12 protein-coding genes and 2 tRNA genes are annotated in these 14665 nt (G+C 50.1%); 13 read left to right on the top strand and 1 reads right to left on the bottom strand.

The annotated features are described in order from the left end of the window. The first annotated feature begins 22 nt into the window (after window positions 1-22). The 12 genes from dapA to ATORI0001_RS01560 all read left to right on the top strand — a co-directional run bounded on the left by dapA (window position 23) and on the right by ATORI0001_RS01560 (window position 12718). The gene (dapA, locus tag ATORI0001_RS01620; protein WP_003148223.1) at window positions 23-916 is read left to right on the top strand and encodes a 4-hydroxy-tetrahydrodipicolinate synthase; all 894 of its coding nucleotides are present in this window, start codon (window positions 23-25) and stop codon (window positions 914-916) included. Then, window positions 909-1646, top strand: a complete 738-nt coding sequence (dapB, locus tag ATORI0001_RS01615) for a 4-hydroxy-tetrahydrodipicolinate reductase (RefSeq protein WP_003148725.1) — start codon at window positions 909-911, stop codon at window positions 1644-1646. Before dapA ends, dapB begins: the two co-directional genes overlap by 8 nt. Beyond that, entirely contained in the window at window positions 1639-2367 is a 729-nt protein-coding gene (dapD, locus tag ATORI0001_RS01610) for a 2,3,4,5-tetrahydropyridine-2,6-dicarboxylate N-acetyltransferase (RefSeq protein WP_003148569.1), read from the top strand. The genes dapB and dapD overlap by 8 nt, the downstream gene beginning before the upstream one ends. A gap of 102 nt (window positions 2368-2469) precedes the next feature. Beyond that, the gene (gene tgt, locus ATORI0001_RS01605; protein WP_003148395.1) at window positions 2470-3690 is read left to right on the top strand and encodes a tRNA guanosine(34) transglycosylase Tgt; all 1221 of its coding nucleotides are present in this window, start codon (window positions 2470-2472) and stop codon (window positions 3688-3690) included. A 173-nt stretch (window positions 3691-3863) separates the two neighbouring features. Next, a complete protein-coding gene (gene recJ, locus ATORI0001_RS01600) occupies window positions 3864-7232 on the top strand; it encodes a single-stranded-DNA-specific exonuclease RecJ (protein ID WP_003148505.1) in 3369 nt (1122 codons plus the stop codon). Continuing rightward, window positions 7225-9600, top strand: coding sequence for a RelA/SpoT family protein (locus ATORI0001_RS01595; RefSeq protein ID WP_003148706.1), 2376 nt, complete (start codon window positions 7225-7227; stop codon window positions 9598-9600). Before recJ ends, ATORI0001_RS01595 begins: the two co-directional genes overlap by 8 nt. Continuing rightward, window positions 9600-10379 (top strand): MBL fold metallo-hydrolase, encoded by a 780-nt coding sequence (locus tag ATORI0001_RS01590; protein ID WP_050768504.1) that lies wholly within the window; start codon window positions 9600-9602, stop codon window positions 10377-10379. The genes ATORI0001_RS01595 and ATORI0001_RS01590 overlap by 1 nt, the downstream gene beginning before the upstream one ends. Before the next feature lie 74 nt (window positions 10380-10453). Then, window positions 10454-10540: transfer RNA gene (locus ATORI0001_RS01585), tRNA-Leu, on the top strand. 294 nt (window positions 10541-10834) lie between these two features. Continuing rightward, a complete protein-coding gene (gene infC, locus ATORI0001_RS01580) occupies window positions 10835-11413 on the top strand; it encodes a translation initiation factor IF-3 (RefSeq protein WP_050768503.1) in 579 nt (192 codons plus the stop codon). 1 nt (window position 11414) lies between these two features. Further along, a complete protein-coding gene (gene rpmI / locus ATORI0001_RS01575) occupies window positions 11415-11609 on the top strand; it encodes a 50S ribosomal protein L35 (RefSeq protein ID WP_003148451.1) in 195 nt (64 codons plus the stop codon). A 48-nt stretch (window positions 11610-11657) separates the two neighbouring features. Further along, window positions 11658-12017: a 50S ribosomal protein L20 gene (gene rplT / locus ATORI0001_RS01570; RefSeq protein WP_003148425.1), complete on the top strand. Its 360-nt coding sequence runs from the start codon at window positions 11658-11660 to the stop codon at window positions 12015-12017. Window positions 12018-12472: 455 nt separating this feature from the next. Then, a complete protein-coding gene (locus ATORI0001_RS01560) occupies window positions 12473-12718 on the top strand; it encodes a hypothetical protein (protein ID WP_003148201.1) in 246 nt (81 codons plus the stop codon). 28 nt (window positions 12719-12746) lie between these two features. Here ATORI0001_RS01560 and ATORI0001_RS01555 read toward each other — a convergent pair whose 3' ends face one another. Continuing rightward, on the bottom strand, window positions 12747-14009 hold the full coding sequence (locus tag ATORI0001_RS01555) for a glycosyltransferase family 4 protein (protein WP_003148311.1): 1263 nt from the start codon (window positions 14007-14009) through the stop codon (window positions 12747-12749). A 465-nt stretch (window positions 14010-14474) separates the two neighbouring features. Here ATORI0001_RS01555 and ATORI0001_RS01550 point away from each other — a divergent pair. Continuing rightward, window positions 14475-14550: transfer RNA gene (locus ATORI0001_RS01550), tRNA-Ala, on the top strand. The last annotated feature ends 115 nt before the right edge of the window (window positions 14551-14665 follow it).

Raw genomic sequence — 14665 nt, 5'->3', positions numbered from 1 at the left:
CTATACAAACAAAGGAGACGTAATGGATATAACACACCTTACGGGAGCAATTACCGCATTGGTAACGCCGTTTGACGAGAAGGGCGACGTTGATTTTGCGGCGCTTGAAAGATTTGTGGACTTTCAGATAGACGGGGGCATTGACGGTCTTTTGGTATTGGGAACTACCGGTGAGTCCGCCACCATGACTGACGCTGAGGACGTAGAAGTTGTCCGTACTGTTGTTGAGCGCGCCGCCGGCCGTGTTCCGATTATCGGAGGCGCGGGATCAAATGCAACAGCTGAGTCAATGCGCAAGTCAAAGATGCTCCAAAAGGCAGGTGTCGATGGGCTTCTTTTAATTACTCCCTACTATAACAAGTCCAACGAGGGGGGCATCTACCGGCACTTCTCGTATGTACTTGATCGTGTGGATGTGCCCTGTTTACTCTACAATGTGCCAAGTCGTACCGGGTGTACACTCTCTGAAGCAAATGTGGCACGTCTCTCAAAACATGCAAATGCGTGGGGCATCAAAGAAGCTTCCGGAGATATTGCCTATGCGACGAAGATCGCGCGGTATATCGGCGATGACTTTACGCTGTGGTCAGGAAATGACGACATGATTGCACCGCTGTTGTCTTTGGGTGCTTCGGGCGTCATTTCCGTATGGTCCAACGTCGCGCCGCAAACGGTGCACAATCTTGTGGCATATTGGCACGACGGGAACCCTCAGAAAGCACGGGAGATTCAGCTTGCCAACCTCGACCTCATCCATGCACTCTTTTGCGAGGTCAATCCTATTCCGGTAAAATATGCCCTTGCAGAAATGGGTTTACTGGGCGAGAACTACCGTCTTCCCCTATGGAAGCTTACCGATGCCCATAAGGCTCTTCTCGCCGCAGAACTGAAGAAAGCAGGTATTCTCCATGCCTAGTGCAATCGTCGTGGGAAGAGGCCGCATGGGAAGCCTTATCAAACAGACGCTTTCCGACCATTCATTTGACGTTATCGGCAGCTACGGAGCGCAAAACTGTGTGGAATTGGATACGGAAGCGCCGGCCGCTGACGTGGTGATTGACTTTTCCAACGCGTGCGCTCTTCCACATGTTCTTGCCTACGTAACGCGTACGGGAGCCGCTCTTGTTTCGGGCACAACGGGGTATGACGAGTCCGATTTGGTTGAGCTGCGCTCGCTTGGCGAGAAAACCCGCGTAGTCTATTCTGCAAATTACTCCCTTGGGATTGCCGTTCTTCGGCGAGCCGTTACGCAGGCGGCGCGTGCTCTTTCCGAGTGGGATATCGAGATTGTTGAGACGCATCACAACCAAAAGGCGGATGCGCCTTCCGGCACCGCAAAGCTTCTCCTTCATGCCATTGATCCCGAAGGAGACGAGTGTGTGGTAAACGGTCGTGTTGGGATGGTGGGTTCTCGTCCAAAAGGTGAGATTGGTATGCACGCGCTTCGCGGGGGAACGGTTGCGGGTACTCATGAAGTACATTTTTTTGGACAAGACGAAGAACTTTGTTTTACGCATCGGGCAAATAGCAGGCAGATTTTTGTAAATGGAGCAGTGGCATGCGCCCAAAGAATTCTCGCCTGCAAAAACGGTTTCTATACCTTTGATCAGCTTATGCTTCAAGAAGAGGAGGGCTCTTTTGAATAGGCAGACGGAGAGTCTTACGGACGCTCAAAAAATTATCAACTACATTGCAACATCACCCAAGAAAACACCGGTCAAAGTCTATGTTTGTGAGAAGGACGGAGCGTGCATTGACTTTGGGGCGGATACCCATGTCTATGGGATGGGCTCCGTAAAAATTGTCTTTGGTGATTGGTCGGAGCTGGGGCTTACGCTTGAGAAAAACGCTGACAAAATCGCATATTATGACATCGAAAATGACCGCCGCAACTCAGGTGTTCCTCTGCTTGACTTCAAAAATCTCAACGCGCGTATTGAGCCCGGTGCCATTATCCGCGAACATGTTGAGATCGGAGACTCCGCCGTTATCATGATGGGTGCCATTATCAACATCGGTGCCGTTGTCGGTGAGGGTACCATGATTGACATGGGCGCGGTGCTTGGCGGAAGAGCGGTTGTCGGTAAGCACTGTCATGTTGGTGCCGGTGCCGTTCTTGCAGGCGTGGTTGAGCCTGCGTCGGCAACGCCGGTTATCGTTGAGAATGACGTATTGATTGGTGCCAATGCCGTGGTTATCGAAGGCGTGCACGTAGGAGAGGGAGCCGTGGTGGCGGCAGGTGCCGTTGTTACCGACGACGTCCCTGCGCATGCCGTGGTTGCCGGAAGTCCTGCACGTCTCATCAAGATGAAAGATGCAAAAACGGAGTCAAAGACGGCGTTGGTTGATGCCTTGCGCACGATCTGAGCTGCTCTTGGTTGAGGTGTACTTCCATTTTTTATTGCGTTTATGGTATCGGGCGAGAAGTTCTTCTCGCCCCGCGTGTTATGAGTGAGGTTGCAAAGGTATATGCCGCATACTGAAAAAACTACGACATCCAAATTTACCACTGAAGTTCATTGCGTCCATCAAGAGCTGTGGGCTTCCAAGAAAGACCCCGCATGGTTTACCTATGACATAGTTGCCGAAGATCCAACAACGCATGCCCGTGCCGGTGTTTTTCATACGCCCCACGGCGATATTCCAACACCCATTTTTATGCCGGTTGGTACCAAGGCAACGGTTAAAGGTCTTCTACCCGATACCGTTAAAAGTTTGGGAACGAAGATTTTACTTGCCAATACCTATCATTTAAGCCAGCGACCGGGCGATGAGCTTATCGCAGAGTTGGGTGGTTTGCACTCGTTTATGTGTTGGGATGGGCCTATTCTGACAGACTCTGGTGGTTTTCAGGTATTTTCTCATGAGCAGTTTATGAAACTGTCCGATGAGGGCGTAAAATTCCGTGCGGTCGATTATGACGGAGCCTGGTCGTGGTGGACTCCCGAGACCAATATGCAAATTGCCCAAAATCTTGGCGCGGACATTGTAATGCAGCTGGACCAATGCGTTGGCTATCCGTCCTCGCGCACTAAGGTGGAGCGATCCGTTGAGCTTTCAAGTGCATGGGCCGATCGCTGCTATCAGGCTCATACACGTCCTGATCAGGCACTTTTTGGCATCGTGCAAGGTGGTATGCATCTTGATTTACGCCGCCGCTCGATTGAGCATTTGGAGCAGGCGGGAGATTTTCCGGGGTACGGCATCGGAGGCTATTCTGTAGGCGAGCCGCATGAGGTGATGTTTGAGACCCTTGAACCGCTCTGTGCAGACTATATGCCCCGTACAAAGCCACGTTACCTCATGGGTGTCGGTAATCCGACAACGTTGATACGCAGCGTCGCGGCGGGTATCGATATGTTTGACTGCGTGCTTCCTACAAGAACGGCGCGCATGGGTACGGCGTTTTCGTATCAAGGTCGCATGAACATGAAAAATACCAAGTACGTCCATGACAGTGGTCCCATTGACAGTGCATGTACTTGTCCGGTGTGTACGGGCGGCTACACACGGGCATATCTCAATCACCTTGTTCGACAGCATGAAATGCTCGCAGGTGAGCTGCTCTCGATGCACAACATTTATTTCCTATTGAATCTCATGCATCAAGCACGTGAGGCAATTCTTGCGGGAAACTATGGTGAATTTGTGACAAAATGGCTGGAATCCGGAGGAGTTAAAGACTTCTAATAATGTACGTTGCGTAGTGCGGGTACAATGGGTAGCGATAAACACGCGCGGGCATCCAAGATGCCCCGGTCGGCGTATGCCGGCCACGACCAAAGAAGGCTTTGTATGTATCCCTCTACCGGTTTTATGACTTGGGGTGCACCATCTTCTAAAAAAGAAAAGAGATGGTCAGAATGGCTCGTATAACCTCAAGCACGCACTGGAATATTTTACCTCAGGTTCCCAAGCTTGAGCAGGAGTTCTCGCAAAAACTTTCCGTCAATCCGTTGGTGGCACGGGTTCTTGTGGCGCGTGGGTGTAGAACCGTGGCGGAAGCTCAAAAGTTTCTCAATCCTTCTCTTGAGAGGGATTGGTTTGATCCGCGTATCATACCCGGCCTCAATGAAGCTGCCGATAGAGTACAGAAAGCTATTGAAACGCATCAATGTATTGCGGTATTCGGTGATTTTGATGTTGACGGAATGAGCTCTACCTGTCTTCTGACGTTGGCACTTCGCGACTTTGGCGCCGATGTCAGGCCATATATTCCGCATCGTTTTGGCGAGGGGTATGGCCTTTCCGTCAAGGCACTTGAGCGGGTGCTTGCGGACGGAGCTCCCAATCTCATCATTACCGTTGATAACGGGATTGCATCGGCCAAGGAAGTGCAGGAGCTTGTTGCGCGAGGTATTGATGTCGTTGTTACCGACCATCATGAGCCGGCTGAATTGGTGCCGCAGGGGGTGCCGGTAGCTGATCCAAAACTCACCTCAGAGTGTCCTTCTCGCGAGCTTGCCGGAGCGGGAGTGGCCCTGAAGCTTGTATGCGAGCTTGGCCGTCGTCTTGGCAAACCCGAGGTGTGGAGATCATACCTTGATATAGCAACTTTGGGAACTCTTTCGGACATGATGTTGCTTAATAGCGAGAACCGCGCTCTTGTTTCTGCGGGAATACGTCAGATTCACGCGGGTAAGCGCCCCGGTCTTGTGGCTCTTGCGGCCGCTGCAAATCAAGATATCTCTGAGGTTCGCGCCGATGAGCTTCCGTTCTCCATTATTCCTCGGCTCAATGCCGCGGGTCGTATGGGTTCAACGGAGCTTGCGCTTGACCTCTTGCTTTCTGACGATATCCAAGAAGCTACCGTCTTGGCCGGAAAGCTTGAGGAAATCAATGCCAACCGCCGGACGATTGAATCGCAACTGACCAATGAAGCGCTGCTCCAAGCACAAGAAACGTATGACGGCGCACGTGCCATTGTGCTTGCCGGAGAGGGCTGGCATGAGGGCGTGAAAGGTATTGTGGCATCTCGGGTGGTTAACCGATACCATGTGCCGTGCATTCTTTTTACTGTCGAAGAAGGTATTGCCCGGGGTTCCGGTCGCTCGGTGGGATCGGTCGATCTCTTTCATGCGGTAGAAGAATGCTCCGATTTGCTGATCCGCTTTGGAGGCCATCAAGGAGCGGTGGGCGTGACTCTTAAGGCGGAGAAGATCGATGAATTTCGTCACCGTCTTTCTGAGGTGTTGTCACAACTTCCTGCCAAGGATTTTGAATCAACGGGAGAGGTTTCGGCGCTTGTTACGTTATCCGAAATAAATGCCGCCTCTCTTGATGCTCTTGAGGTGCTACAGCCGTTTGGACAGGGCAATAAAAAACCTCTTTTTGCAGTCCAAGGGGTAACCATGAAAAATCGCAACCGTGCGGGAGCCGGTGGCATACATCTTTGTTTTATGGCATCAGACGGAGTTTCATCGGTAGCCTCTATCATGTTTCGAGCTCCGCATATTGATGTTGCAGCTAACTATGACGGTGCGGTTGACATAGTTTTTGAAGCGGTCAACGAGACATGGCAGGGACGTACAAAACCAAAGCTCATGGTTAAAGATATCCTATATCGGGATACTCCTGAGAATGAAGAAGATCTCTTTGAGGATCTCTCGCAGGTGCTCGTCGCTCAAGGCGCACCCAAAGAGACGGTATCCGAAGTACCTAAAACTCCGTTACAGCCTTTGGTCTGCAAAAATACGGCAATACGAGCGGAACTTGCGTCTTTGGAAAACGCTGCTTTGACTGAGCGGCTTCGCAATATGCTCATTGGAAACAGGCAACTTCTGCCTGCTCAAAAGACAGCACTGAGTTTGCTCGAACAGGGAAATTCGTGTCTTTGCGTCATGGCAACCGGAAGAGGGAAATCGCTCATTTTCCATGTCCATGCCTTGCGAGAAGCTCTTCTCGCCAAGCGTGCAAGCGTCTTTATATATCCGCTTCGGGCACTGGTGCACGATCAAGCGCATCATCTTGAAGAAGAATTTTCTGCCTGCGGTGCCTCTGCCGTGGTACTTACGGGAGAGACGCCGCAAGAGCGTCGCGGAGAAATCTTTTCGGCGCTTACGGACGGATCAATTGATGTTGTGTTGACCACGCCCGAGTTCTTTACGATCCATACACAAGCATTTGCCGCAAGCGGGCGTATTGGGTTTGTGGTTATCGATGAGGCCCATCATGCCGGTCAAGCGGTTGCCGAGGGTCGCCATGCGTATGCGGATATGCCAAAGAGTATTAATCAACTTGGTAATCCTCAGGTTTTGGCGGTAACGGCTACCGCATCAACCGCAACGGCGCAAGAAATCTGTCGGCTTTTTAACATCTCCGAACAGGACGTTATTAAAGACGTAACGGTACGAAATAATCTTCGGCTCAAAGACATGAGAGAGGCACCTGACAGAGAAGCAGCCCTTACGTGTCTTGTTGCATCAGGCGAGAAGTGCATTGCCTATGTGAATTCTCGCGAGCAAGCACAGTCCGTCTGCCGTATGCTTCGTCACACCGTCTCTGAGATGGGTCATAAGATTGTGTTTTATCATGCGGGACTGGCGCATGAGACACGCAAGCGCATTGAGCGCGCGTTCAGAAATAATGAGGTTACGTGCGTGGTCGCAACAAGTGCGTTTGGTGAGGGAATTAACATACATGACATTCGTCATGTTGTCCTCTACCACCTTCCGTTTGGGCGTGTTGCATACAATCAAATGTCAGGTCGTGCCGGAAGAGATGGCGCTCGAGCCTACGTTCACCTGCTTTTTGATGCACATGACATGCGCATTAATGAACGGATCTTATCCTCGGCAGCACCAAAACGCGCCGTGTTGGTCCCTATCTATCGGGCGCTTATGACATTGTTTGCTCGGGCACAAAAAGAAGGACGACTTCTCTGTGCAACAAATGAAGAAATTGCGGCACTTGCGCTTGCGATTGATCCAAAAAACAGAAGCGATGAGCGAGCTGTGGCTTGTGCCTTGGACATCTTTGCTGAGCTTGGACTCTTATCTCTGCAAGGATTTGATGAGAAGCGTAACATTTTGATGAATATCCAGGCTTCTTCTATGGATTTGGCGTCATCAGCTCGGTATGCTGAAGGCTTGAAAACACGTAGTGCGTTTACTTCGTTTGCCCAGTGGGCGCTTTCTGCTTCAGCAGACGAACTTCTAAGCGCCATAAATAAGCCGATTGTTCCTGAATTTGGTATTGTTGTTGATGGAGAGGAGGGTGTCTTATATGGGTGAGGCAAAAGAGGTACGACAGCCTGTGCACAAAGTGAGGCCAAAGCAGCCGTCGGTTCCAAGTGCGGATAACTTTAGACTTTTGGAAAGTGCGTGCAGAAATTATCTGTTGCCGGAATCGTGTGAGAAGGTGCAGGCAGCCTATAGGTTTGCTGCTGACTATCATAAGGATCAGCGCCGGCGTTCCGGTGAGCCATATATCAACCATCCGGTTGAAGTGGCGCTTATTTTGGCTCAGAACCTTCACATGGATGAAGATACCATTTGTGCCGCACTCCTCCATGATACGGTGGAAGACACCTCGGCTACACTTACCGAACTTAAGAATCTTTTTGGCGAGCAGGTCGCAGATCTTGTTGACGGAGTTACCAAGCTCACGTCTATTGAAATTTCATCCATGGACGAGAAACAGGCACTTAATCTGCGAAAGATGTTTCTCGCCATGTCAAAAGACATCCGCGTGGTCATCATCAAACTTGCCGATCGTTTGCATAACATGAGAACCTTGGCGGCACTTGCACCGGATCGTAGGCTTTTTAAGGCGCGCGAGACCATGGACGTGTATGCGCCGCTTGCCGACCGTCTTGGTATATCGTCAATAAAATGGGAGCTTGAGGATTTGTCGTTCTTCTGGCTTGAACCGGAAGAATACCAGCGTATTGCTCGCATGGTTCAGGATTCTCGTGCGCAGCGCGAAGACGATACCAATGCGGCCATTAAAACTCTGACGGATGAGCTGAACTCAGTGGGGCTGGAAAACTTCCAAATTACCGGTCGCCCCAAACACCTTTGGTCGATCTATCAGAAAATGGTTCGTAAGGGACGAGAGTTTTCGGATATCTATGACCTTATCGCCCTGCGCGTAATTACACAATCGGTAGGGGATTGCTATTCTGTGCTCGGTGCCGTGCACTCGCTGTGGCATCCATTGCCCGGTCGTTTTAAGGACTACATTGCAACGCCAAAGGCCAATCTCTACCAGTCACTCCATACGACCGTGATAGGTCTTGACGGGCGCCCCATTGAGATTCAGATTCGTACGGCAGAGATGCATGAGGCATCCGAATACGGTATTGCAGCTCATTGGCTTTATAAAAAAGAAGGCAATTCAAAAGGACAGATGTCGTCAGAAGACCGCATGATTAACTCGACGATTAACTGGATTAGAAAAAGCCTTGATTGGGCCGTTGAAGACGATATTGATAACCCGCACGAGTTTTTGAACGATCTGAGAGTTGATCTTTTTGAGCATGAGATCTTTGTGTTTACGCCAAAAGGCGAGGTTATGAGCCTGCGTCGTAACGCTACACCTCTTGATTTTGCCTATGCGGTGCATACTGAGGTAGGAAATCACTGTGTGGGAGCAAAGGTCAATGGATCGGTAGTGCCGCTTACTCATACCCTTGAGATGGGCGACCGTGTTGAGATTTTAACCAACAAGAACGCGCGTCCTTCTCACGACTGGATGACGCTGGTTCAAACCCCTTCCGCACGGGCAAAAATTCGCAAGTACTTTGCAGAAGAATCTAGGTCTGACGATACCGAGCGCGGAAGATCGGAGCTTGCGAAAGAGCTTCGTAAACGTGGGTATGGCATTTCCACTACGCGTACCGTTAAAGCTCTTACAAAAGTCGTGAGCCAGTTTGACTACCATACCATCGATGATCTTTTTGCCGGTATTGGAGCCGGTAAATGCTCTATTATTCAGGTGGTCAATAAGGTCAGTGAGATTCTGGAAGAGGGCAGTCCTGAGGCCATTGCACAGGCGGCACGTGAGCGCGAGAAACAAGCCGCAAAAGAAGCGGCCATTTCTCAGAACAAACCGCTTACCACGGCATATGCTATCTCACGTACTGCTCGGGGAGCTCGGCATAAACGGAATAACTGTGGCGTTGTCGTTAAGGGCGATTCTGATCTTTTGGTCCACTTGGCTCATTGCTGCAATCCGGTTGCGGGGGATGACATTATTGGGTTTGTAACACGCGGTCGCGGCGTTTCCGTTCATCGGGCCAACTGTCCAAATGTACAGGATCTCTTAAGCAAAGAGAATGCCAATCGCATTATTGACGTGGCATGGGACACCTCAGGAGCAACGGAGTTTAGAGTTGAGATTGTGATTGAAGCAATCGATCGCACCAGTCTTTTGAAAGACATCACCATTGCTCTCTCTGATTCCGGCGCAAATATTCTTTCGGCAGCAACGCAGGTTGGTGGACAGGGTGTTGTGCGGATGCGCTTTTTGGTGGCAATTTCGGATGCCAGTCTTTTGGATACGCTCTTAGCAACGGTTGCCCGCGTCCCGTCGGTATACGATGCCCGGCGCATTATGCCAGGAGAAGGCGCCAATCAAATGAAGAGGAGAAAAGGGTAATGGGAGATACATCTCATACGCATGAGTGCTGTGGGCATCATGAACATGAGGATGGTTGCTGCGGACACCACCACGGGGAAGGCTGCGGACACCATCACCATGGTCACGAGGATGGTTGCTGCGAGCACCATGAGGAAGGTTGCTGCGGTAAAGGCTGCGGACATCACCATGATCAAATTGGTATTTTTCGAGTAGGACCCCTTGAAACCAACTGCTACATCTATGTATCGGGCAATGAGTGTATGGTTGTGGACCCAGGTGCTTCGGGTTCTGAGATTGCCTTACAGCTTCATGATTTGAACCTCAAATATATCATTGCTACCCATGGACATGCGGATCATGTGGGTGGCGTAAAGGCCTTAAAGCTTGCTGCCGGTGGTACCTATCGTATCAACCAAAAAGATGCCGAACGCGCGTGCCATGCCGCCGAACATGATGCAGCCTACGATAACGCCCCTCAGCCGGATGGTTTTCTTGCCGAAGGCGATACGCTTGAATTTGGCACGGCACTGTTTCATGTGATGGAAACTCCGGGGCACACGCCGGGCGGCATCTGTCTTGTGGGCGACGGCACTGCCAAAGGGGCGGTGTTTGTGGGGGACACCCTGTTCAAAGGTTCTGTTGGAAGAACCGATTTGGATGGAGGAGATTTAGAGGCCCTCACCTGTTCCTTGCAGCGCCTCAAATGCGAGCTTGACCCCACGTCTCTCATTCTTTCTGGACACGGCGAGCAGACGGAGTTTGTCCAAGAACTCAAAGAAAATCCGTTTCTTGCGTGAGCCTTTCGATAAAACTTTTTCTTTTGCGAGACAGGCGAGCGTAAGACTGCTATAGTACCTATGCACATATTTTGGCCCGGGTGGCGGAATTGGCAGACGCGGGGGTCTCAAAAACCCTTAAGGGAAACCTTGTGTGGGTTCAAGTCCCACCTCGGGCACCAAGTTGTGCGTGAGAAGTACTTGCAAGTTCGTGTACTTCTCGGCATCCTGTGAAAGTAATTCACGGATGTGCAATGTGACTTGCAGAGATGCTCCTATCGGGGTATTCTATTCAAGTATTTTGAAGCGGGATTGTACGTAGATCCCCACCTACACGGCGCATATTGCAGCTGTCTGGTCGGACAATTCATGTGTTTGCAGGCCTTCCTGCTTCGTTTGTCTCCCGGATGCGTATGCGCTTGGGAGTTTTTTATTGCGACGGCACCAAGCTGTTGCATGAAGGGAAGGTGTAGAAGATAGCCAAGAACGATGGTCCTCGTATCAACGAGGAAATTACTGGCCGCACCTGTCGTCTGATTGATGCCGACGGGGGGCAACTTGGTCTTTTTGGTGTGAACGATGCACTGAAGCGTGCTCGTGAGCACGGAATGGATCTTGTGGAGATTGCACCAAATGCAGAGCCTCCGGTATGCAAGATTCTTGATTACAGCAAGTTTCGTTATGAGCAGGATCGTAAGGCCAAGGCAGCTCGTAAGAACCAGGTCAAAATTGAGGTTAAGGAGATGAAGTTCCGCCCCAAGATTGACGTAGGCGACTATGAGACTAAGAAGGGGCATGTCCTTCGGTTCCTGAAAAAGGGCGCGCGCGTCAAGATTACGATCATGTTCCGTGGTCGTGAGATGGCTCACCCAGAGCAGGGACGTCTTGTTCTCGATCGTTTGGCCGAAGATCTTAAGCCCTATGCCACCATTGAGCAGAAACCGCTCATGGAGGGTCGTAATATGCACATGCTCGTAGCACCAATCAAGGGTGCGTTTGACGAGAAGCCCGAGGGCGACGCAAAGAGCGCCGACACTGCAACAAAGGAGAAGTAGTATGCCTAAGATGAAGACACACAAGGGTTCGGCAAAGCGTTTCCGCCGTACCGGCACCGGTAAGATCATGCGTGCGAAAGCATTTAAGAGCCATATTCTTACCAAAAAGTCGCAGAAGCGTATTCGCGGCTTCCGCAAAGAAGCAGTCCTTTCAGCTGCTGATACAGCAGTAGTTTCTCAGCGCATTGGCGCTTAGGGCTACGTGCGTCTCAAGTATTTGATAACAAACAAGGAGTGATGAGATATGGCACGAGTTAAGCGCGCAATGGCCGGTCGCAAGAAGCGTCAGACGCTTGTTGAGCGTACAAAGGGTTACTACGGAGTTCGCTCTCGTACGTTCCGTGGTATGAAAGAGCAGGCACAACATTCCGGACAGTATGCATATCGCGATCGTCGCAATAAGAAGCGCGAGTTCCGTGCGCTGTGGATTCAGCGCATTAACGCCGCGGCACGTCTGAACGATCTTTCATACAGCAAGTTTATGCATGGTCTTAAGCTTGCCGGTGTTGAGCTTGACCGGAAGGTTCTCGCTGAGATTGCGTATTCTGACGAGCAGGCATTTGCCGACCTTGCTGAGGTAGCCAAGAAGGCGCTTGTTGACTAGATAACAATCCTTTAGGGAATCTTTTATAGTAAGCAGGTCTTGATAGAGAGCATATAAACACCCCGCCGGCTTTTACCGGTGGGGTGTTTCTTATGAGTATCCTTGGGAATATGGGCAAGCCCTGCTTCAAAAATGAGGCTGTGAGGTAGATCCACCGATCTGTGAGGTACTTTTTGCCACCTGTGATGTACTTTTCTGCTTCAAAAAAGGGGGCTGTGAGGTACTTTTAGCGAGAAAATCGCCCTTCTCGCCATAGAAAAGTACCTCACAGGTTTTCAAAACTACCTCACAGGTCTGTGTAAGCCGGCTTGCCTCTACCAAGATGTTTTATTTCCATAACAGCAATTTTGGTAACCGTATAAAGGGCATGGTATCCTATTTATTGTGGCCTTTATACAGGCTGATGAGCTGATTTTTTAGTAGCAAAAAACGGCGATTGTGAGTAAGGAGGAATGATGAGCGAGAAGAACCCGAAGCGTTCGCGTTTTGATAATGTGCAGGATGGTATCAAGCGTCTGGTATTATACGGTATCGGTGCTGTTTTAGTGGTTGCATTGTTTAAGCTGGCTTTTGCTTACGCTCTCATGATTCCCCAGCTTATTGTGGTTCGCCTTAAGTCAGATATGGCAGCCGTGGGATTCATTCTTGCTGGCATCCTGCTTTTGACTGTCCTTATAGCAGCAAGAAAGCGAAAAAACTGACTTCATTGGCTTCAACCGGGTATATGAACTAGTCTTCCTTATCGATTTTGTTTGTTTCCCTCCCAGCCCTGCTTGTGTTTTTAGTAGCGTTGCTTCGACGAATACCGGCTGCTTCCTCAAACTCTTCAACGCGTTCGTGCTCACGTTCGTGGAGTTGCTCAATTTCATCTTGAAATTCAGGGTCTGTTGGCGTTATGAGCTCATCTTCTCCGGTTCCCGGGTCGGTATGATGTAAAAGCACCGGCTCAAAAAGATGAAGGTGCTTGGCAAATACTGCAGACATCGCAAGAAGCATCATAAAGATTGCAATACGCGGCAGGGCGTTGACCTGTGTCATTACAAGAGATCCAATGCACAAAAGACCGGTCCAAGCGTAGATAAAAAGAACCGCTTGACGCTGATTGTATCCGGCAGCCATAAGACGGTGGTGGATGTGTCCGCGATCTGCAGTGGCAAAACTTACGTGGGCGCGGGTGCGTCGCACAATGGCGGAAAAGGTATCGATAATTGGAATACCGGCAACAACAAGAGGCACGATAATAGTGGTAAGACCCGCGATTCTTGTGACGGAAAGAAGTGAGACCGTGCCAAGGGCAAACCCAAGGGTAAGCGCTCCTGAATCTCCCATAAAAATACGGGCGGGATAGAAATTGTGTACAAGAAAACCGAGCGTGCTTCCCGCAATGGCCAGGCTGAGCGCGGCGGCATCGAGACGATGTGCCCATATGGAAAGAATAAACATGGTGGCCGCTGCAATACACGATACCCCTGCGGCAAGACCGTCGAGACCGTCAATTAAGTTAATGATGTTTGTCCAGGCAACGAGATAGATAACAGTGGCGGGATAGGCAAGAAGACCTAGAGAAATAAAGCTGCCGCTGTTCAGAGGGTCTGCAACTTTACCAATAACAAGTCCGGCAGCGGCGGCAAGACAAGCCGCTACGACTTGTCCTAATAGTTTTTGCAGAGGCTTTAAAGAGATGAAATCATCGATGAGACCGGTTGCAAAAATGATAAGAAATGCCAAGCTCAACAGATAGAAGTTAACGTTTTTATCAAAAAGGCCGCCGTTTTTGTCGCGCACCACAAAGTACAAAGCAAGAGAGGCGACAAGGCCAACAAACAAGGCCACGCCACCAAGACGTGCGATAGGTTTTTTATTGATGCGTCGTTTGCTGGGCTTATCCACTACGCCTAACGTCCAGGCAAGTTTTCGTATGGGGGGAGTAATAAAGCAGGCGAGAAGGGCGGCGATACAAAAGACTCCGAGCATAAGTAAGCAAAGATCCACGCTCAATTCCTTCCGCACCCTGAAAAATACTCTTTAACTGCTAAAACTCACATCCTATTAATTTTCTCATGTTAGAAAAACAAGTCAAGACTTTATTAAATGTCAGGATTTTATATAGTGTAAGTGTCTCTTCCCCGTGGTCAAAACTGGGTGAACCGACAAGTTTTACAAGGGAGCCTGATTCCCGTGTTAGTACAGGGATTCTCCGTTGTCGAGAAAGCTGGAAGAGACGGGTGCGGCACCCACCTTATGAAGGTGGGTTCATAATATGACCACGGGGAAGGTCTTTTGTATGAGCTTTCCATACGCTAAAAGCTCTCTCTAAAAGCTCTATTCATATAAACGTTGACACATTCCCAAAGAATCGCCACAATACATATGCACTTGTTGTGACTTGTGTTCGGTATCGTTCGGATGCTCAGTAGCTACAGACTCTTGGACATAGTTACGGCAAGTACGCAAGACGGGGATATAGCTCAGTTGGGAGAGCGCTGCCTTCGCAAGGCAGAGGCCGAGGGTTCGAATCCCTTTATCTCCACCATGCAAACTTCACGCGCAGTGCTTCTCGCCTGCGCGTTTTTTATACGTGAACAGAGGGCCGTAACTTTGGATACATCGCTAGCCTTGGATACATCGCCAGCCTTTTTGGCATACGA

This window comes from Lancefieldella rimae ATCC 49626, assembly GCF_000174015.1.
Classification (GTDB): Bacteria; Actinomycetota; Coriobacteriia; order Coriobacteriales; family Atopobiaceae; genus Lancefieldella; species Lancefieldella rimae.
Note: the sequence above shows the minus strand (reverse complement) of the source record. Positions and strands in the feature narration are given on the sequence as shown.